Source organism: Streptomyces sp. NPDC020681 (genome assembly GCF_044334895.1).
GTDB lineage: Bacteria > Actinomycetota > Actinomycetes > Streptomycetales > Streptomycetaceae > Streptomyces.
In genome coordinates, this window is sequence record NZ_JBIRTX010000007.1 from 185,176 (window position 1) to 204,665 (window position 19,490).

At 69.1% G+C, this 19,490-nt stretch carries 12 protein-coding genes; 5 read left to right on the top strand and 7 right to left on the bottom strand.

The window, feature by feature from the left end; translation table 11 throughout:
* Positions 1 to 132: 132 nt before the first annotated feature.
* Complete coding sequence (gene acnA / locus ACH4YL_RS19125; protein WP_398508538.1) at positions 133 to 2,862, bottom strand: aconitate hydratase AcnA; 2,730 nt, start codon at positions 2,860 to 2,862, stop codon at positions 133 to 135.
* Between the two features lie 492 nt (positions 2,863 to 3,354).
* On the opposite strand from acnA, the gene ACH4YL_RS19130 reads away from it, so the two are divergent.
* Positions 3,355 to 4,665: an MFS transporter gene (locus tag ACH4YL_RS19130; protein WP_398508539.1), complete on the top strand. Its 1,311-nt coding sequence runs from the start codon at positions 3,355 to 3,357 to the stop codon at positions 4,663 to 4,665.
* 302 nt (positions 4,666 to 4,967) lie between these two features.
* Positions 4,968 to 6,596 (top strand): IPT/TIG domain-containing protein, encoded by a 1,629-nt coding sequence (locus ACH4YL_RS19135; RefSeq protein ID WP_398508540.1) that lies wholly within the window; start codon positions 4,968 to 4,970, stop codon positions 6,594 to 6,596.
* Positions 6,597 to 6,694: 98 nt separating this feature from the next.
* On the opposite strand, the gene ACH4YL_RS19140 is transcribed toward ACH4YL_RS19135, so the two are convergent.
* Together ACH4YL_RS19140 and ACH4YL_RS19145 are read right to left on the bottom strand one after the other, a co-directional pair.
* Positions 6,695 to 8,665 carry a nitrate- and nitrite sensing domain-containing protein gene (locus ACH4YL_RS19140; RefSeq protein WP_398508541.1) on the bottom strand — a complete coding sequence of 657 codons (1,971 nt, stop codon included), beginning with the start codon at positions 8,663 to 8,665 and terminating at the stop codon, positions 6,695 to 6,697.
* Positions 8,666 to 8,815: 150 nt separating this feature from the next.
* Entirely contained in the window at positions 8,816 to 9,532 is a 717-nt protein-coding gene (locus ACH4YL_RS19145) for a YoaK family protein (RefSeq protein ID WP_398508542.1), read from the bottom strand.
* Positions 9,533 to 9,577: 45 nt separating this feature from the next.
* Here ACH4YL_RS19145 and ACH4YL_RS19150 point away from each other — a divergent pair, with 45 nt between their 5' ends.
* Together ACH4YL_RS19150 and ACH4YL_RS19155 are read left to right on the top strand one after the other, a co-directional pair.
* Entirely contained in the window at positions 9,578 to 10,090 is a 513-nt protein-coding gene (locus ACH4YL_RS19150) for a VOC family protein (protein ID WP_398508543.1), read from the top strand.
* 49 nt (positions 10,091 to 10,139) lie between these two features.
* Positions 10,140 to 11,669 (top strand): helix-turn-helix domain-containing protein, encoded by a 1,530-nt coding sequence (locus ACH4YL_RS19155; RefSeq protein ID WP_398508544.1) that lies wholly within the window; start codon positions 10,140 to 10,142, stop codon positions 11,667 to 11,669.
* A gap of 73 nt (positions 11,670 to 11,742) precedes the next feature.
* On the opposite strand, the gene ACH4YL_RS19160 is transcribed toward ACH4YL_RS19155, so the two are convergent.
* Both ACH4YL_RS19160 and ACH4YL_RS19165 read right to left on the bottom strand, forming a co-directional pair.
* Positions 11,743 to 12,351, bottom strand: a complete 609-nt coding sequence (locus ACH4YL_RS19160) for a DJ-1/PfpI family protein (protein ID WP_398508545.1) — start codon at positions 12,349 to 12,351, stop codon at positions 11,743 to 11,745.
* 153 nt (positions 12,352 to 12,504) lie between these two features.
* Positions 12,505 to 12,948, bottom strand: a complete 444-nt coding sequence (locus ACH4YL_RS19165) for a nuclear transport factor 2 family protein (RefSeq protein WP_398508546.1) — start codon at positions 12,946 to 12,948, stop codon at positions 12,505 to 12,507.
* Between the two features lie 291 nt (positions 12,949 to 13,239).
* Between ACH4YL_RS19165 and ACH4YL_RS19170 the strand changes: the two genes are divergently transcribed.
* Entirely contained in the window at positions 13,240 to 14,376 is a 1,137-nt protein-coding gene (locus tag ACH4YL_RS19170; RefSeq protein WP_398508547.1) for a PQQ-dependent sugar dehydrogenase, read from the top strand.
* Between the two features lie 105 nt (positions 14,377 to 14,481).
* Here ACH4YL_RS19170 and ACH4YL_RS19175 read toward each other — a convergent pair whose 3' ends face one another.
* The gene (locus ACH4YL_RS19175; RefSeq protein WP_398508548.1) at positions 14,482 to 16,284 is read right to left on the bottom strand and encodes a ThuA domain-containing protein; all 1,803 of its coding nucleotides are present in this window, start codon (positions 16,282 to 16,284) and stop codon (positions 14,482 to 14,484) included.
* A complete protein-coding gene (locus ACH4YL_RS19180; RefSeq protein WP_398508549.1) occupies positions 16,277 to 19,153 on the bottom strand; it encodes a lectin in 2,877 nt (958 codons plus the stop codon). The genes ACH4YL_RS19175 and ACH4YL_RS19180 overlap by 8 nt, the downstream gene beginning before the upstream one ends.
* Positions 19,154 to 19,490 lie beyond the last annotated feature (337 nt).

A 19,490-nucleotide genomic window follows, 5' to 3' on the forward strand; every position in this document is an offset into this window, starting at 1 on the left:
GCCCCCCGCCCGCCCCCCGGCCCTCACCACCACCCCCCCCCCCCCCGCCCGCGCCACCCACCCCCCCCCCCCCCCCCCCCCCCCCCCGCCGGGGGCCCCCCCCCCATCCGCCGTACTGCCGTACTGCCGTGCTTACTTGCGGATCAGGTTCCGCAGCACGTACTGCATGATGCCGCCGTTGCGGTAGTAGTCAGCCTCACCCGGGGTGTCGATGCGGACGACCGCGTCGAACTCCACACCCGTGTCGGTCGTGACCTTGACCGTGCGCGGCGTCGAGCCGTTGTTCAGTTCGGTCACGCCGGTGAAGGAGAAGGTCTCCTCGCCCGTCAGACCCAGGGACTGGGCCGACGCGCCCTCCGGGAACTGGAGCGGCAGAACGCCCATGCCGATGAGGTTCGAGCGGTGGATGCGCTCGTACGACTCGGCGATGACGGCCTTCACACCGAGGAGCGCGGTGCCCTTGGCGGCCCAGTCGCGGGACGAACCGGAGCCGTACTCCTTGCCCGCCAGGATGACCAGCGGAATGCCGGCGGCCTGGTAGTTCTGCGAGGCGTCGTAGATGAACGACACCGGAGCGTCGGCCTGCGTGAAGTCTCGGGTGAAGCCGCCCTCCGTGCCCGGCGCGATCTGGTTGCGCAGACGGATGTTGGCGAAGGTGCCGCGGATCATCACCTCGTGGTTGCCTCGGCGCGAGCCGTACGAGTTGAAGTCGCGACGCTGGACGCCGTGCTCCGTCAGGTACGTGCCGGCCGGGGTGTCGGCCTTGATCGCACCGGCCGGGGAGATGTGGTCGGTGGTGACCGAGTCGCCCAGCTTGGCCAGCACACGCGCGTTCGCGATGTCCGAGACCGGAGTGGTCTCCATCGTCATGCCCTCGAAGTACGGGGGCTTGCGCACGTAGGTGGACTGCGGGTCCCACTCGAAGGTGTTGCCGGTCGGGATCGGCAGCGCCTGCCACTGCGCGTCGCCCGCGAAGACGTCCCGGTAGGACTTGTTGAACATGTCCTCGCCGATGGAGTTGGCGACGACGTCGTTGACCTCGGCCTCGGAGGGCCAGATGTCCGCGAGGTAGACCGGCTTGCCGTCCTGGTCGATGCCCAGGGCGTCCTTGGTGATGTCGACCTTCATCGAACCGGCGATGGCGTACGCGACGACCAGCGGCGGGGACGCCAGGTAGTTCATCTTGACGTCGGGGTTGATCCGGCCCTCGAAGTTGCGGTTGCCGGAGAGCACCGAAGTCACCGCGAGGTCGTGCTCGTTGACCGCCTTGGAGACCTCCTCCGGCAGCGGGCCGGAGTTGCCGATGCAGGTGGTGCAGCCGTAGCCGACGAGGTTGAAGCCGACCTTGTCCAGGTAGGGCGTCAGGCCCGCCTTGTCGAAGTAGTCGGTGACGACCTTGGAGCCCGGCGCGAGCGTGGTCTTGACCCACGGCTTGCGGGTCAGGCCCTTCTCCACGGCCTTCTTCGCGACCAGCGCGGCGGCGACCATGACGTACGGGTTCGAGGTGTTGGTGCAGGAGGTGATCGCGGCGACGGTGACGGCGCCGTGGTCGATCTCGTACGTCGAGCCGTCGGGGGCCATGACCGTGGTCGGACGGGTCGGCACGCCGTTGGTGGCGGCCGGGGCGTCGGAGGCCGGGAAGGACTCCTTGCCCGCCTCGTCGTCGTCCTCGACGTAGTTGCGCACGTCCTGCGCGAACTGCTCGGCGGCGTTGGCGAGGACGATACGGTCCTGCGGACGCTTCGGACCGGCGATCGACGGGACGACCGTGGCCAGGTCCAGCTCGAGCTTCTCGGAGAAGTCGGGCTCGGCGGCCGGGTCGAGCCAGAGGCCCTGCTCCTTGGCGTACGCCTCGACCAGCGCGACCTGCTGCTCGTCACGGCCGGTCAGGCGCAGGTACTTCAGGGTCTCGCCGTCGATCGGGAAGATCGCGGCGGTGGAGCCGAACTCCGGCGACATGTTGCCGATGGTGGCGCGGTTGGCGAGGCTCGTCGCCGCCACACCCTCGCCGTAGAACTCGACGAACTTGCCGACGACGCCGTGCTTGCGCAGCATCTCGGTGATCGTGAGCACCAGGTCGGTGGCGGTGGTGCCGGGCTTGAGCTCACCGGTCAGCTTGAAGCCGACGACGCGCGGGATGAGCATCGAGACGGGCTGGCCGAGCATCGCGGCCTCGGCCTCGATGCCGCCGACGCCCCAGCCCAGCACGCCGAGGCCGTTGACCATGGTGGTGTGCGAGTCGGTGCCGACGAGGGTGTCGGGGTACGCCTGGCCGCCTCGGACCATGACCGTACGGGCCAGGTGCTCGATGTTGACCTGGTGCACGATGCCGGTGCCGGGCGGGACGACCTTGAACTCGTCGAAGGCGGTCTGGCCCCAGCGCAGGAACTGGTAGCGCTCCTTGTTGCGGCCGTACTCCAGCTCGACGTTCTGCGCGAAGGCGTCGTTGGTGCCGAACTTGTCGGCGATGACGGAGTGGTCGATGACCAGCTCGGCCGGGGCGAGCGGATTGATCTTCGCCGCGTCGCCGCCGAGCTCCTTGACGGCCTCGCGCATGGTGGCGAGGTCGACGACACAGGGCACGCCGGTGAAGTCCTGCATGATCACGCGGGCCGGCGTGAACTGGATCTCCTGGCTCGGCTGGGCCTGGGAGTCCCAGCCGCCGAGAGCTCGGATGTGGTCGGCGGTGATGTTCGCGCCGTCCTCGGTGCGGAGCAGGTTCTCCAGCAGCACCTTCAGGCTGTAGGGGAGGCGCGCGGAGCCCTCGACCTTGTCCAGCTTGAAGATCTCGTAAGACTCGTCGCCCACGCGCAGCGTGCTGCGGGCGTCGAAGCTGTTCGCCGACACGACAGTCTCCTTCATCAATGTGCGCGTACTACTGCAATGCTGCCGCCACGGCTCCTCGCCCATCCGCTAAGGTAAGACTTAGTTAGGTCACCCTTACTGGATGGCGGCTACGGTACGCCTTGTGCAGATATCTCGATGTCGAGATAACTCTAGTACATGACCGCTGATCGGTCATGCCCCGAGCCCCCTTGTGTCCCATGCCATCGAACCTTGAGCGCGGGCCGGCGACGTTTGAGTGGCGTGAGTCACTGTGACCGTCCGCCTCGGCATCAATCGCCTTTCCTGCCTGGTTGCCGAGGGCTAGTGTTCGGGTTCGGCGAGTGACCCTCGAGGAGTGAAGAGATGCTCGGTCGTCCGAGCGCGCGTTGACGTTGTAGGCCGTGATCGGCCTGTCATCGCGTGCTGCCCTTGATGTTGCGGCACAGCGAGCCTTTCCCTGCCTGAGCCATCTGTGCGCCTCTTGAGCGCCGGGTGGCGGGCCTCGTTGTCGGCAATCCAAGGGATCCCGTGCCGTCTGCTTCCTCCGCTGTATCCGATTCCAGTCGACCTGACCCTTCAAGTCTGTGGCGCGATGGTGACTTCCGCAGACTCTGGGTGGGTCAGACGGCCTCCCAACTCGGCGAACATGCAGGTCTGTTGGTGTTGCCGCTCTTCGCCGTCCTGACACTCGACGCCGGTGCCGGCCAGTTGGGCCTCCTCCGCGCGATGGGGCAGGCGCCGATCCTGTTGCTCTCGCTTTTCGTCGGCGCGTGGGTGGACAGATGGCGGACCCGCACGGTGATGGTGCTGACGGACATCGGCCGGACCCTGGCACTGGGCGCCGCCGCCGTGGCAGGCCTCCTCGGTTGGCTCGGCCTGCCCGCACTGTTCGTGGTCGCCTTCGCCGTCGGGGTCCTGTCCGTGTTCTTCGACGTGGCATACCAGGCGTCTCTCGTGCGGCTGGTGAAACGCGATCAGTTGGTGCGAGGCAACAGCGCGCTCGAGGGCAGCCGGTCCGCGGCGCAGATCGGCGGTCCCGCCCTCGGCGGCGCGCTGGTGTCCCTGCTGTCGGCGCCGATCGCTGCCGCCTCCAGCGCGCTGTTCTTCGCGCTGTCATTCCTGTCGATCCGGCGGATCCGGCGCCACGAATCGATCCCGGAGCGCTCGGAACGTCCACCTCGCATATGGCGGCGGATCCATGAGGGCCTCCGTTTTGTCGTCAGCGATACCTCGCTGCGGACCGTGTGCCTCGCCTCGGCCGCCTTCCAGTTCTCCTTCGCGGCCATGATGACCGTCTATCTGCTCTTCCTGCCGCGGGAACTGCACCTGTCGGGCACCACCGTCGGGCTGGCGCTCGCGGCGACGGGGCCGGGCGCGCTCCTGGGCTCGATGCTGGCCGCCCGCCTGCCGAGCCGGTTCGGTCATGGTGCGGTGCTCCTGTCCGCGGCGGCACTCGGCGACGGCGCGTTCCTGTGCGTGCCCGCGCTGCACGGTTCCGCTGCGGTGACGGTTCCCGCTCTCCTTGCGGTCAGCTTCGTGTTCGGGACCGGCGGCCAGTTGGTGAATGTCACGGTCATGGCCGTCCGGCAGGCGGTCACTCCGGACGGGATGCAAGGCCGTGCGGCCGCGACGATCACGTTTGTCGGCATGGGGCTGACCCCGCTCGGCTCCCTGCTCGGCGGATTCCTCGCGGAGGAATGGGGGTTGCGCACCAGCCTCCTGGTGACGGCCGCAGGCATGATGCTGTCCCCAGTCCTGATGGCCCTGTCCCCGCTCGCCCGCCTGGGACGGGAGCTTCCGGCCCTCGCAGGACGCGCCGACGACGCACGATCTCCCTGATTCCCATTCCCACGAGACCAACCGCCGTTCGTCGGGACGGCGACGGGGCGTCGGGCGGGCGACAGCAGCACCGGCGGCGGGACGCCGTCCGGCCCGGCGCTGGGCCAGGAGCCTGAAATCCGTCGCTCCGCGGGGCCGCAAGGCTTCAGGCGGCCGCACAGCGCAACAGGATGAGTGCGATCAACGCAACTGCTGGGTGGCGCCTGCCCGCCGGGGCACGGAGGCGGATGCCGAGGCCCCTGGATGCCGTACAACGCGGCCGCCGCGGCCCACTCGGCTCTGCTGACCTCCAAGGAGCACGTATGACGACGTCGGCCCAGCCGACCCTGGCCCCCGCCCCGGTCACCATGACCCTCTCCGCGATCGCCGCCACGGCCGCGACCCCGCGCCCGTCGGGTGAGACCCTGCAACAGCAGGCCCTGCGCGCCGGTTCGGGCATCACCGCCCAGCTGAAGAACACCTCACTCGCCACGGGCGGCACGTGGCAGCTGCAGTGGCTGGCGCTCAGCCCGGACAACGCGAACCTCGTCTACATCGCCTGGAACTCCGACGGCTCGAACCAGATTGCCGTGGTCGTGCGCGGCACGGTCAGCAGTCCGATCGACATGATGGAGGACCTCGACGTCGGCACGGTGGTGGCGTTCACCGCCGGCGGATCGGCGGACGTCGCCGTCTCGGCCGGCGCCATGGCGGCGTTCACCCAGGTCGTCAACGCACGCGGCATCACAGGGTTTCCCGCCGAGGAGTTTCCCGCCGAGCAGGAACCGGCCGCCGAGTCCGGCCGGCCGGACACCGTCGTCCCCTCGGGCACAACGCTTACGCAGGCACTCGCCGCGCTCCTCGAGTCCGTGCCGTCCACACCTCAGCCGATGGTCCACGTGACCGGCCACAGCCTCGGCGGCTGCATCGCCACCATGCTGGCCCCCTACCTTCAGGCCCAGGCCCAGGCCTGGACGCCGAACACGCCGCAGTTCGCCCTCTTCACCTTCGCCGCCCCCACCGCCGGCCTGCAGAGCTTCGCCGACTACATCGACTCCACCGGCCAGTCGTGGGCCGCGAACGAGCGCCACATCAACGCATTCGACGTGGTCCCGCTCGCCTGGTCCGACCTGCTTGCGGCCAAGAAGTGGTACCCCGTGGGCACACCGACGGACCCCAAGGGCCCACCGGCGGACGAGACGGTGAAGATCCTGCTGTCGGAGATCGACCTGCTCAGGAAGGACAACGTCTACGTCCAGCCCCAGGCCGACAGTGCCATCGCGAAGAACGGGGGCTACTCGCTGTTCGAGCCGAACCTGACCCACAAATCCACCGCCGACTTCCTGGGCCAAATCGCGTTCCAGCACGCCAACTCCACGTACCTGAGCCTGCTGGGCGCGCCCCCCGTCCCTCCAGGCCCGGTGGTGATCGCGGTGAGCCCCAACGCTGCGCAGAGCGGGACCCAGGTCGCCATCATCGGCAGCGGGTTCAGCACGGGCTGCGTCGTCGACTTCGGCCCGATCCCGTGCACCGATTACCTCGTCAACTTGACCGGCAACTGGATCGCGGCGGTCGTGCCCGACGGGGCCGGCATCGTCGACGTCCGCGTCACCAACCGACTCGGTACCTCGCCCGCCGTCCCGCTGGGGCGGTTCGCCTACGACGGACCCGCGCCCGTGGCGGTCAGCGAGGTCACCCCGAGCAAGGAGAAGGCCGGCAAGCAGGTCACCATTAACGGCTCGGGCTTCGTCCAGGGAGCGACCGTGCAGTTCAAGGACAAGGCCGCGCACTCGGTCGACGTCGAGTCCCCGACCCGGATCAAGGCGACGGTGCCCCACCGGCTGCTCGACGAGCCGACGACGAGCGAGCCGCCGACAGTGGACGTCACCGTCACGGTCGGCGTGGCCACGTCGCCCACCGGCCCGGCCGCCGAATTCACCTACGAGGATTGAACCCGGAGAGGGCCGCCTCGGCCCCGTCTGGGGCTCGCCTGCCGACTCCGGCCGCCTGTCGCCGGAGTCGGCTGCTGCTGGAGTCTGTGTTCAACTCCTCATCCAACTGAGGCGGTTGACGACTCCAGCTGCTCGACGAGGGTGGCCGGCAGCGCGATATACGCCGTCACGCCCGATCCCTCGGTGAGGCGCAGCTCCACGTGGGCACTCAGGCGGGCCGCGAGTGTGCCGACGACGTGATGCCCGAGGAAGCGGGTGGGGGCTTCCAGCAGGGACCCGCTGCCGGACAGCAGGGCGTTGGCCTGGGCGAGCCGCTCGGCGGTCATGCCGATTCCCCGGTCGACGACGGCCATGCAGTACTCGCCCGCGTCGCGCCAGCCGTAGATCTCGACGGGCTGCTTGGGCGGGCTGAACATCAGAGCGTTCTCGACGAGTTCGGCGAGCAGATGGGAGAGCTCGGCGACGGCGTGGCCGCGGATGCGGCACTGCTCGATGTCCACGGCGGCCACCCGCTGGTACTGCTCGACCTCGGAGACGGCCGACTGCACCACCTCGGTGACGGAGACCGTCCCGGGCCAGGAGCGGGCCGGGGGTTCCTCGCCGGCGAGGACGAGCAGGGACTCGGCGTTGCGGCGCATGCGCGTGGCCAGGTGGTCGAGTTCGAAGAGTTCGGCGAGGGCGTCCGGGTCGAGCTCCTGGCGCTCCAGGGTGGTGATGAGACCGAGCTGTCGGCCGAGGAGTGCCTGGTTGCGGCGGCCCAGGCTGGCCAGGGACTCGGTGCTGTTGCGGCGCAGGACGGCCTGTTCGGCGGCGAGGCCCACGGCGGTGCGTTCGACGTTGCGCAGGGCGGCGGCGAGCCTGATGATCTCCCGTGCGCTGCCTGGGACATGGGGCTTCTCCGGTTGCGCGGCGGGCGGGCTGTCCGGGGCGGCCTCCTGGATGCGCTTGACTGCGCCGGGCAGCCCGGTGGTCGCAACCACGTCGGCCTCGTCGGCGAGCGCGCCCAGCGGGCGGGTGATGGAGCGAGCGGAGGTGACGGCGAGCGCGGTGGCCATGGCGAGGATCAGCGCGCCGAGACCGAGGAAACCGCCGAGCTGCCGGGTGGCCGCTCTCCCAGTCTCGTCCGCACGGGAGCGGACGCCGTCGCCGACGGTCTTCTGCACGTCGTGCAGGTCGTCGACGAGGGTTGTCATGTCGGCCCACCAGCGGGCGGGGGCGACACGGACCGGCGATCCGTCCGCTCCCCGCTCGGCCTGCCGCTCGTAGTTGGTGGTGCGGCGGGCGGCGGCGGTCTTGAAGGCAGCGTCGAGCGCGGACTGCTCTTGGTGGCCGGCGAGTTGACCGAACTGACCGAGCGCGGCCAGGCGGGTCGCCCGGAGCTCGGTGAAGTCGAGGTACTCGCCGTCCTGGAAGTGTCGCGCCGCGAAGACGCCGTTCAGGAAGCCGCGTTCGAGGGCGACGGCCTCGGTGGCGCGGGCCAGGGCCTGGAAAGCCTGCACGCCCTCCGCGATACTGCGGTCGCTGTCAGGCACTCCGGCCGACTCCGCGTCGATCAGAGCGGTGACGGCACTGGTGTAGAAGCGGAGCGTGTCGGTGCGGCCGGCGGTGCCGGTCTCGACGCGGGTGCGGGTGACGGTGAGTTCGGCCAGCGGGAGCAGGGCGTCGTCGAGGGCGGAGGCGGCGGCCTTGGGCAGATCGCCGCTGTAGTCCGAGAGCGTCGCATTCAGTTCGGAGCGGGCGTCGTCAGTGTGTTCCCGCTGCGCCCGTACGTCGTCCTCGTACTCCTTGGCGCCGCCTAACAGCCCATTGGTGAGACCGCGTTCTCGCTGCAACTCACGTACGAGTTCCTGCACCTTCAGGATGACGCCGACCTGGGCCTCGGTCTCCTGCGCCGTGGACCAGTCGGCGGCCCTGTCGGCGACGCCGAGTCCGGTCAGGGCGAGGAGCAGGCAGGTGGGCACGGCCAGAACGATGGCCACACGGCCGCGGATGGTGTCCCAGCCCGGGAGGCGGAGGAAGCGGAGGAGGCGGACGGCATGGTCAGGTCGGTGGAATCGGTTCCCCGTCATGTCCCGTGACGCTAGGTGGAGGGCCGGTCAGAGACGGTTTCTCCTCCGTAAGACGTCCGTTCACAGGTGCTCACTTGGCAGCGGAGGGCGTTGTGAGGGGCGTTGTGAGGGGGCGCTGTGTTCGCTGCGTCAGACGGGGAACGGCTGCGGTCAGCCGCGCTCGGCCGGTTCGAGGATGCGGTGGCGCGACACGAATCCAAAGCCGGCCGCGGTGACGAGGACGACCCCGGCGACGAGCAGCAGCACCACCGCTGGACGTACGGCCTCGCCCAGCAGCCACGCGCCGAGCAGGCCGCCGGCGAACATCGCGCCGATCGAGGCCGCACGGCGGCCCCGGATCAACGCGCGGGAAGCCGTCTTCGGGTCGACCGTGATCGGCGCGACACCGAGGAAGGCGGTCAACGCCCGGGTGGCCACGGTGGTGGGCATATCGGGCACATGCGCCCGCATCGTCGTCACATTGCGCAGGCCCATGGCCGCGGCCACCGTTGCGATCACCACGAAGTGGCGGCCCGCCAGGTCCTCGCCCTCGCCGATTCCCCATGCCCCGACCCCCGCGAGGCCCAGCAGCATGGCCTCGGCGACGAGCGCGACGACGAACCACCTGTGCCCGTGTGCGTCCACGCTCGACTCGAACCTGGCGCCGAGCAGCGCACCTACGACGAACCCGGCCAGCGACGAGACCGACGCGGCCGCGGACAGTCCGCCCTCTCCGGCGGCGGCGAAGCCGAGGAGAAGCAGGTTGCCGGTCTGCACTGCCGTGAAGACCGGGCCGAGCACGAGAAAGCTGACCGCTTCGACCATCCCGGTGGTCAGCGTGAGCGCCGCCATGACGACTGCGAGAGTGACGCCGGGCTTCGACTTCACGGCACAGATCCAAGCGTGGGCATATCGGGACCATACGGTCACCTCGTGGCGTCGGCCAGCGGTGTTGTCCGTCAGCCGGGTCCGTCGCCCTCGGAGATCGACGAGAAGGCGGCCGAGTGGTGCGCGGCCTTTGAACCGGGTGGTGCCCGTACGGCGGCGGTGAGGTTGCCCGCCGCCGCCGTGAGGGCCGAGGATCGGAACATGTTCAGCGGTGCGCATGTGATCCTCTACAGCCAGGACGCGGATGCCGACCGGGCCTTCGTCCAGGAGGTGCTCGGCTTTCCGCATGTCGACGCCGGAGGCGGCTGGCTCATCTTCAAGCTGCCGCCGGCGGAGGTCGCCGTACACCCGACGGACGGCGAGCCGAAGCACGAGTTCTATTTGATGTGCGACGACCTGGACGTGACCCTCGCCCGGCTCGCGAATCGCGGGGTGGAGATTTCGCAGGAGCCGAGCGATGAGGGCTGGGGCGTGCTGGCCGCGGTACGGATGCCCAGCGGGACCGAACTGCCGCTGTACCAACCCCGTCACCCGGTTGCCCACAGCCTCTCACCCTGATGGACCACCCCAGCGAGAACACATCTCATATCTGAGATAACGTTCCCCCATGGCAGACGACTACCTCGTACGCATCGGCAAGCTCATCCGTGACGCCCGTCAGCATCGTGGCTGGACACAAACTCAGCTTGCCGAGGCGCTCGGCACAAGTCAGAGCGCCGTCAACCGCATTGAGCGCGGCAACCAGAACATCAGCCTTGAGATGATCGCGCGCATCGGTGAGGCGCTCGACAGCGAGATCGTTTCGCTCGGCTACGCCGGGCCCATGCATCTGCGGGTGGTCGGCGGACGCCGGCTCTCCGGCTCCATCGACGTCAAGACGAGCAAGAACGCCTGTGTGGCGCTGCTCTGCGGCTCGCTGCTCAACAAGGGCCGCACGGTGCTGCGCCGGGTGGCGCGCATCGAGGAGGTCTTCCGTCTCCTCGAGGTCCTCAACTCCATTGGCGTACGCACCCGTTGGATCAACGAGGGCGTGGACCTGGAGATCGTGCCGCCGGCCCGTCTCGACATGGACGCGATGGACGCGGAGGCCGCGCGCCGGACCCGGTCGATCATCATGTTCCTCGGTCCGCTGCTGCACCGGATGGACACCTTCCGGCTGCCGTACGCGGGCGGTTGCGACCTCGGCACGCGCACGATCGAGCCGCACATGATCGCGCTGCGCCGCTTCGGCCTCGAGATCACGGCGACGGAGGGGCTCTACCACGCGCAGGTGCAGCGGGCGACGGTGCCGAACCGTCCGATCGTGCTGACCGAGCGCGGCGACACGGTGACCGAGAACGCGCTGCTGGCCGCGGCCCGGCACGACGGCGTGACCGTCATCCGCAACGCGTCCTCCAACTACATGGTCCAGGACCTGTGCTTCTTCCTGGAGGCACTCGGAGTGCGGGTCGACGGCGTCGGCACCACCACGCTCACGGTGCACGGCGTCCAGAACATCGACGTGGACGTGGACTACTCGCCGTCCGAGGACCCGGTCGAGGCGATGAGCCTGCTGGCCGCCGCGGTCGTCACCGAGTCCGAACTCACCATCCGGCGCGTCCCGATCGAGTTCCTGGAGATCGAACTCGCGGTGCTGGAGGAGATGGGCCTCGACCACGACCGTACGACGGAGTACTTCGCCGACAACGGCCGTACCCGGCTGGTCGACCTGACGGTCCGCCCCTCCAAGCTGGAGGCGCCGATCGACAAGATCCACCCGATGCCGTTCCCGGGCCTGAACATCGACAACGTCCCGTTCTTCGCGGCGATCGCGGCGGTGGCTCAGGGCCAGACGCTGATCCACGACTGGGTCTACGACAACCGGGCGATCTACCTGACGGACCTCAACCGCCTCGGCGGCCGCCTCCAATTGCTCGACCCGCACCGCGTCCTGGTCGAGGGCCCCACCCGCTGGCGCGCAGCCGAGATGATGTGCCCGCCGGCACTGCGCCCGGCGGTGGTGGTCCTGCTGGCGATGATGGCGGCGGAGGGCACATCGGTGCTGCGCAATGTGTATGTGATCAACCGGGGGTACGAGGAACTGGCGGAGCGGCTGAACTCGGTGGGGGCGCAGATCGAGATCTTCCGGGACATCTGAGGCATCTCAAGGTCAGGAGGCATTGCCTCCTGACCTTGGCCGGTGGGCCGTCGGAATACTGATCGCGCGGGCGTCAGCGCAGTGCGACCTCGCCCGCGTGGACGGCACGCAGGGCGCGCTCGACAGTCTCCTGGTTCTCGCCGACCGGAGCCACGTAGTCGAGGACGCCGCGCGCGGCGTCCTCACCGAGCGTGCGAGTGATCACCCACGTGGCAAGGTACTGGGACGCCAGGCAGCCGCCCGCTGTGGCGATGTTCCCCTCGGCGTGGAACGGCGCGTCCAGCACGGTGACGTCGCAGGCTTCGACAAAAGGCCGGCTCTTCATGTCCGTGCAGGCGGGCATGCCATGCAGCAACCCGAGCCGGGCGAGCACCAGCGCGCCGGAGCACTGCGCACCGATCAGCTGTCGCGAAGGGTCGAGCCGCAGCCTGGAAATCAGCCGGTCGTCTGCGACCACTTCTCGCGCCTTCACGCCACTGCCGATCAGCACGACCTCTGCTTCGGTCACGAACTCCATCGGGCGCTGCCCTGTCACCTCGACGCCGTTCATCGACGTGACCACCGGCGTCGGCGTCGTAATGAAGGCCTCCAAGCCGTCCTTACGGCATCGGTTGATCAGCGCGGAAGCGATGAAGCTGTCGAGTTCGTTGAACCCGTCGAAGGTGACCACGGCTACCTGCATCACGACTCCTTTAGGTACGGCGTCAGCTCTGCAGTCTCCCTGGCGCGCTGTTCCCGGGGCGAGGGCCAATCAGCGGCTGGTGGCATGCCTACCAGCGCGCTGCGTTTCGAGTTCGGACCTCGATGGGCCGCCTTCGGGGCCGTCGAGGTCCGCTCAGGAAGCGGCGCACGCCTCGGCGATCGACACGCTGTTCTCGTAGAGGTGATGCCGGGTGATCCGGCCCTCCTCGACGGTGAGGCGCAGCGCGAAGGGGCCCTCGAGGGACTTCCCTGTCGCTCGCACGGTCCCCGAGAGGTGACCCATCAGGACGGCATCGGTGCCGTCCACGAGGAAGGTGTCGACGGAGGCCCGCGCGTCCTCGGCCACCGTGTGCTCGGCCAGATCCGTGAACTGGGCGGCGCATTCGGCTCCGGTGGAGCGCGGCCGGATCCACGGGACGGCGGGGCTTTCGGCAAGCAGCCAGTCGACTTCGTCCGCGAAGAGGGCGACGAGCCGCTCGATGTCGCCGGCCACCCGGGCGGCGAGGAACTCCTGGACGACGTGACGAGTGGTGCAGGCGACGGAACTCGTTGTGGTGTCAGGTGACTTGACGGGCATGGGGCGCTCCTCGGGCCTGTGGTGCCGGAACCCTCGTCGGGGTCTCGTTGACGTGCATCACAGTGCCTAAGTAAGCGAGTGCGGTCGATTACGTCAGGGGTAATGGCGGGAACGGCGTTAGATGGATGGAGCATTGGTCTAGGCCAAGCCGCCCCGTCCCAGTATCCTCATCCGTGGCCAGTGGCACACAATCCCCCCACCCAGGTTGCGTGCTGGCGCGGGCGACACCCACACATCTCTGCCCCAAGCAGCCGGGTGACCTCCCCATTCGCCGCCTCCAGGAGGATCACGGTGAAAGTTCGCACCAGAAGCTCGGCGATCATCGGCACCATCTGCCTCATTGCTTCCCTCGCCCTGACCACGGCGTCCGCCGACGAGACCGCCGCCCCGCGTCAGGCGGCGAAGGTCGCGCTCAAGAAAGTGGCCACAGCCCAGAATCCGACCGCCGGCGCCGCCGGGCCCGGTGGCACGATCTGGTTAGCCGAACGCGCAGGCACCGTACGGGTCCTGGGCGCCAAGGGGCTCGGCGAGCCCGTCCTCGACATATCCGGCGAGACCACCACCGACGGCGAACGCGGCCTGCTGGGCATCGCGTTCGACAAGAAGTTCGCGCACTTCTACATCTCGTTCACGGACCTCGAAGGCACCAGCACCGTGGACGAGTTCGCCGTGCGGAACGGCAAGCTCCAGCCGAACACCCGGCGCACCGTCCTCACCCAGACGCAGCCGTACTCGAACCACAACGGCGGCGACATACGGTTCGGCCCCGACGGCTACCTCTACATCGCGTTCGGCGACGGCGGCTCGGGCGGCGACCCGCACGGCTACGGGCAGAACCTCGACACGCTCCTCGGAAAGCTGCTCCGGATCGACCCGCTCGGCGGAAAGCCGTACGCAATCCCGAAGGACAACCCGTTCGTGAACGACCCGAACGCGAAGGACGAGATCTGGGCGTACGGGCTGCGCAACCCGTGGCGGTTCTCCTTCGACGCGGGCACGGGCGACCTGCTGATCGGCGACGTGGGCCAGAGCGCCTGGGAGGAGATCGACTGGGCCTCGGCAGCCAGCAAGGGCGGCGAGAACTACGGCTGGTCCGAGATGGAGGGCAACCATCCCTTCCGGGACGGCACGGAGCCCGCGAACCATGTGCCGCCGGCTCACGAGTACGGCCGTAACGGACTGGGCTGCTCGGTGACCGGCGGATACGTCTACCGCGGCAAGGCGATCCCGGCCCTCAAGGGGCAGTACGTGTTCAGCGACTACTGCGACGGCACTCTCCGCGCTCTGCGGATGGAGAACGGCAAGGTGACCGGCGAGAGCGACCTCGGAGTCAATGGCGGCGAGGTCATCTCGTTCGCGCAGGGCTGCGACGGCGAGCTGTACGTGCTCGACATCGGTGGCAGCGTCTACCGCATCGAACCGGCGTAACCACCGCTGGACGAAGAAACCGTCGGGCAGCGCGTCACAGCAGACCGGCCGGCCCCGTGATCAACACCGAGGCCGGCCGGCGGCTGAGACGCTGTGCGCCGTGGGTCAGGGCAGGATCCACTGTTGGTTGGGGCCGGTGTGGCAGGTCCACAGGGTCAGGCGGGTGCCGTCGTTCCAGGTGGAGCCTTCGGCGTCGAGGCACTTGCCGGACTGCGGGTTGCGGACGGTGCCGCCCGGCTGTGGCGCCCACTGCTGGGCACCGGTGCCGTTGCACGTCCACAGCTGGATCTTGGTGCCGTCGGCCGTACCTCCGCCGGAGACATCAAGGCACTTGCCCAGCGCACGGATCGTGCCGTCACGGGGGAAACTCCAGTGCTGAGCACTGTTGTCGTTGCAGGTCCACAGCTGGATCTGAGTGCCGTCCGCGGTGGCGGCGCCGGCCACGTCCATGCATTTGCCGCCCACGCCCTTGACCACACCGGCGCGCGGACCGGGCTGCGTGTCCGCCGTCTTGACCCGGATGTTGCGGAAGGAGACCTGGTCGTCGGCGCCGTGGTTCTGCAGGCCGATGTGGCCCTGGCGCAGACTGCGCGCCGGGTCGGTGTTGGTGAAGTCGTTGATCTTCGCGCCGTTGAGGAAGATCTCCAGCCGCTCACCGGTGATGCGGAGTTCGTACGTGTTCCATTCGCCGGGCGGATTGAGCGCCGCGTCCCGGGCCGTGGTGTCGGCTGCCTTGAAGCCGTAGACGGAGCCCGTCGTGCGGTCCGGGCTGTCGGTGGCGTCGATCTGGATCTCGTATCCGTTGTTCACCGCCGACCACGGGTCGTCGGACGCGGGAAAGCCGACGAATACGCCGGAGTTGTCGTCGCCGTCCATGCGCCAGTCGAGCTTGAGCGAGTAGTCGCCGGTCAGTTCCTTGGCCTCGTGCCAGAACAGGCCGAGGCCGCCCTGCGAGGTGAGCGTCCCGTCGGCCAGCGTGAACGAGCCGGGGCCCGCCTGCTTCCAGCCCGTGGTGCCGGTGCCGTCGAACAAGGACGTGTAGCCGGTCTCCGGCCGGCAGTCGGCGTGGGTCATGCCCGCCGCCCAGCGAACGCCGCCGAGCAGGTGCCGGCGGAAGCCGGCCTCCGCGTACGACTCGTCGGTGTGCCCGCCGCCGGTGTAGAAGGCACGGCCGCCCTCGTAGTCCTTGCACCAGGAGATCGGGTGGTCGCCGGACATGTTCCCGCCGCTGTAGCTGGACTCGTCCAGCGAGGCCAGGACGTGCGCGGTGGCGCGTGGATTGGTGCGGTAGTTGTACCACTCGTCAAAGCGCTGCCAGGTGGCCCCCAGATGGGCGGTGGCATCGTGCGCCCGGTCCTCAACTTCGACGGTGGCCGTCTGGTTGTGCGGGTGGGAGTGGAACAGGGCCCCGGCCAGCCCGCCGTAGAAGGGCCAGTCGTACTCCGTGTCGGCGGCGGCGTGGATGCCCACATAGCCGCCTCCGCCACGGATGTACTGCGCGAAGGCGTCCTGCTGCGGCGTGTCCAGCACATCCCCGGTCGTGGACAGGAACACCACGGCCTTGTACTGGGCCAGATTGCCGGTGGTGAACGCCTGGGCGTCCTCGGTCGCGTCCACCGTGAAGTTGTTCGCCGCGCCCAACTCACGCAGGGCGGCGATCCCGTCGTCGATCGAGGAATGCCGGAAGCCGGCGGTCTTGGAGAAGACCAGGACCTCGTACGCGGGGTCGGCGGCCGCCCGTGTCGGGGCGGCCTGTTCCGGTGCGGTCTGCGTCGGTGCGGTTTGCGTCAGAGCGCTCTGGGTCGGTGCGGTCCGGGTCGGTGCGCTCACCGCGGACGCCGAGGTGGCGGCCACACACAGCAGAGCGCCCGCGAGCCAGCAGCCGGCTCGGGCAAGGCTGTTACGCATGGTGTCGTGCCTCCTGTCCTGACGGGAGGGACCATCGTTGGTTGGGGTCGGTGTGGCAGGGCCACAGGATCAAGCGGGTGCCCTCGGTGCCACTGCCTGCTTCGGCGTCGAGGCACTTGCCGGACTGCGGGTTGCGGACGGTGCCGTCCGACTGTGGCGCCCACTGCTGGGCGCCGGTGCCGTTGCACGTCCACAGCTGGACCTTGGTGCCGTCGGCCGTACCTCCGCCCGAGACATCAAGGCACTTGCCCAGCGCACGGATCGTGCCGTCGCCAGGGAAGCTCCAGCGCTGCGCGGCAGTCCCGTTGCAGGTCCACAGCTGGATCTGAGTGCCGTCGGCGGTGTCGGCGCCGGCCACATCCATGCAGGTGCCGCCCGCCCCCTTCACCTCGCCGGCCCGCGTGCCCGCCGCTGCCGTGGTGAAGGCGAAGTCGTCCACGTCGAACAGGGCGCCGCTGCCGCCCTTGAAGACGAGGTACAGCGTGGTGGTCGATGCCGGCCGGTTCGACAGGGCCGCGCTCACGTCCTGGAAGGACTCCCAGCCGCCGGTGACCGGCACCGTGGCCGTGCCCAGCAGTGCTCCGGTGGGTGAACCGGCCCGTACCTCGAGGGTGCCGCCGACGCCGCCGGAGGAGACGCGGGCGGTGAAACGGGTGGCGTCGTCAAGGGCGTACGGCTTGAAGGAGATCCAGTCGCCGTCGTGGATCTCGCCGACGGTCTTGCCGCCGTGCGCGGGCGTCTTGCTGATGATCTCGACGCCCGAGGAGTCGCCGAAGTGCTCGCCCTGCCGGTGGCTGGGCTGGCTGATGTGCTGGTCGTGGCTGGTCAGCGGGGGCTGACCGGCCGCGCCCCGGTCGGTGTACTCCGCGTCCCACACGCCGAAGATGTTCGCGTTGGGATCGTGCTCGCCGTCCGCGAGCGTCTGCACCGTGCCGGAACAGCCGGTCTTGGACGTCTGCGGGTGGCCGTGGCTGTCGTGCCCGACGATGAAGGTGATCTTCACCTTGGAGCAGTCGATGCTGCCGTCCTCGGGGTCGGTCACGGTCACCTTGTACGGGACCGCCGCGCCGGGATCGATGATGCGGCCGTCGACGGGCAGCTCGATTCTGACCGACGGCGCGGTGTTGCCGACAGTGATCTGTACGGATGCGGTGGCGCTCTTGCCGGTGGTGTCGGAGACCGTGAGTGTGGCGGTGTACTGGCCGTTGGCCGTGTAGCTGTGGGACGGGTTGGCGGCCGTGGAGGTGGCGCCGTCGCCGAACTTCCAGCTGTAGCTGAGCGGATCGCCGTCCGGGTCCGAACTGCCCGCCGAGGAGAACGCCACGCTCAGCGGCGCCTGCCCCGAGGTGCGGTCGGCCGAGGCCTGGGCGAGTGGGGAGTGGCCGCCGGTGACGTGCTCGATGCGGTACAGGGCCGAGTTCTGGTCGCCGCTGAAGTAGCCGGTGCCGTAGTCGAGGACGTACAGCGCACCGTCGGGGCCGAAGGCCAGGTCCATCACCTGTGTGCCCGTCCACGGGACGGGGTTGATGGACTGCACGGCGCCGTCCGTGCCCTGTTCGATGCGCTTGATCCAGCGGCGCCCGAACTCCCCGGCGAAGAAGTCGCCGTCGTACGCCTCCGGGAACTTCACGTCCGAGGTGCTCGCGGCGTCGTAGCGGTAGACGGGTCCGCCCATCGGCGATTCCGAGCCCGTGCCGAACTCGGGCACGGAGCCGCCGTCGTAGGGGATCCAGGCGGGCTGAGCGGCCGGCAGATCGGTGAGACCGGTGTTGCGGGGCGAGGTGTTCTGCGGCGCGCCGCAGTCGAACTTCGCGCCCGATGTGCCGCTCGCGAAGTCGTAGTCGACGTAGGCGTCGTTCTTGCCGGTGCAGTACGGCCAGCCGAAGTTGCCGGCCTTGGTGATCCGGTTGAACTCGACCTGCCCGGCGGGTCCGCGCGTCGCACTGGCGGTTCCCGCGTCCGGGCCGTAGTCGCCGACGTAGACGATTCCGGTGGGCTTGTCGACGCTCATCCGGAAGGGGTTGCGGAAGCCCATGGCGTAGATCTCGGGGCGGGTCCTGGCGGTGCCGGGGGCGAAGAGGTTGCCGCCGGGGACGGTGTACGAGCCGTCGCCCGCGACCTTGATCCGCAGGATCTTGCCGCGCAGGTCGTTGGTGTTGCCGGAGGAACGCTGCGCGTCGTAGGCGGGGTTGCGGCCGGGCCTCTCGTCGATGGGGGTGTATCCGTCGGAGGCGAACGGATTGGAGTCGTCGCCGGTCGACAGGTACAGGTTGCCGTCCTTGTCGAAGTCGATGTCGCCGCCCACATGGCAGCAGATACCGCGGTTCGCCGGCACGTCGAGGATCTTCTTCTCGGTGGCGGCATCAAGGGTCCCGTCCGGCTTCAGGACGAAGCGGGAGAGGCGGTTCACCCCGTCGAAGGGAGCGAAGTCCGCGTCGGTGCCGTCGGACGGGGCGTCCGTGGCCGGGGTGGCCAACTTTGGCGCGTAGTACAGGTAGACATGCCGGTTCGAGGCGAAGCCCGGGTCGACGCCGATGCCTTGCAGGCCCTCCTCGTCGTGGGCGTACACGTCAAGCTTCCCGGCCACCTTGGTGGTCCCGACGGCATCGGTGAGGCGGAGCGTGCCGTCGCGGGAGGTGTGCAGGACGGAACGGTCGGGAAGCACTGCCATGGTCATCGGCTCGCCGGTCTCCTCCACTCCCTTGGCGAGGGTGACCTGCTGGAACTCCTCGGCCAGGGCGGTGGGTTCGGGTGCTTGGCGTGGTTCGGTTGCCGGCGGTGCCGACTGTGCCGAGGGTGCTTCGGCAGCCGAGGCGGCCGGTGTGAGCAGGGTGGCGGACAGCAGCGCACTGAGGACTGACGCGGTCAATCGGCGGGATCTGAACGGTTTGTTGCGCACGGGTGCTCCCGGTGGGGTCGAGAGGTCCGACAGCCGGAACAGGGCATGCCGGGCAAGCGCAGGCGCGCGCCGTCGCGCCCGTGGCACATCGGCCATGCGGAGCATGACCGGTTCATTTCAAGGAAGTTAGCGGGGTTGGTCCGGTTCCGTAACCCCCTTTCATGCCAGTGACCCCATCTTCATCCGCAGCGAAGACAAAGAAGCGCGTCCGACTGACCTGCTGCCCGCAGGCCCGGTCCCGCGCACACCAAAAACCCGGCCGGCGGCTGTGGGCCGCGGCCGGGTTCTCGGGGCTGCTTCTCCGGGC

What these genes read in the sequence shown, in the direction of transcription:
- acnA (WP_398508538.1), bottom strand. Translation starts at nt 2,862, where the DNA reads ATGAAGGAGACTGTCGTGTCGGCGAACAGCTTCGACGCCCGCAGCACG.
- ACH4YL_RS19140 (WP_398508541.1), bottom strand. Translation starts at nt 8,665, where the DNA reads ATGACGGGGAACCGATTCCACCGACCTGACCATGCCGTCCGCCTCCTC.
- ACH4YL_RS19135 (WP_398508540.1), top strand. Translation starts at nt 4,968, where the DNA reads ATGACGACGTCGGCCCAGCCGACCCTGGCCCCCGCCCCGGTCACCATG.
- ACH4YL_RS19160 (WP_398508545.1), bottom strand. Translation starts at nt 12,351, where the DNA reads ATGCAGGTAGCCGTGGTCACCTTCGACGGGTTCAACGAACTCGACAGC.
- ACH4YL_RS19175 (WP_398508548.1), bottom strand. Translation starts at nt 16,284, where the DNA reads ATGCGTAACAGCCTTGCCCGAGCCGGCTGCTGGCTCGCGGGCGCTCTG.
- ACH4YL_RS19155 (WP_398508544.1), top strand. Translation starts at nt 10,140, where the DNA reads ATGGCAGACGACTACCTCGTACGCATCGGCAAGCTCATCCGTGACGCC.
- ACH4YL_RS19165 (WP_398508546.1), bottom strand. Translation starts at nt 12,948, where the DNA reads ATGCCCGTCAAGTCACCTGACACCACAACGAGTTCCGTCGCCTGCACC.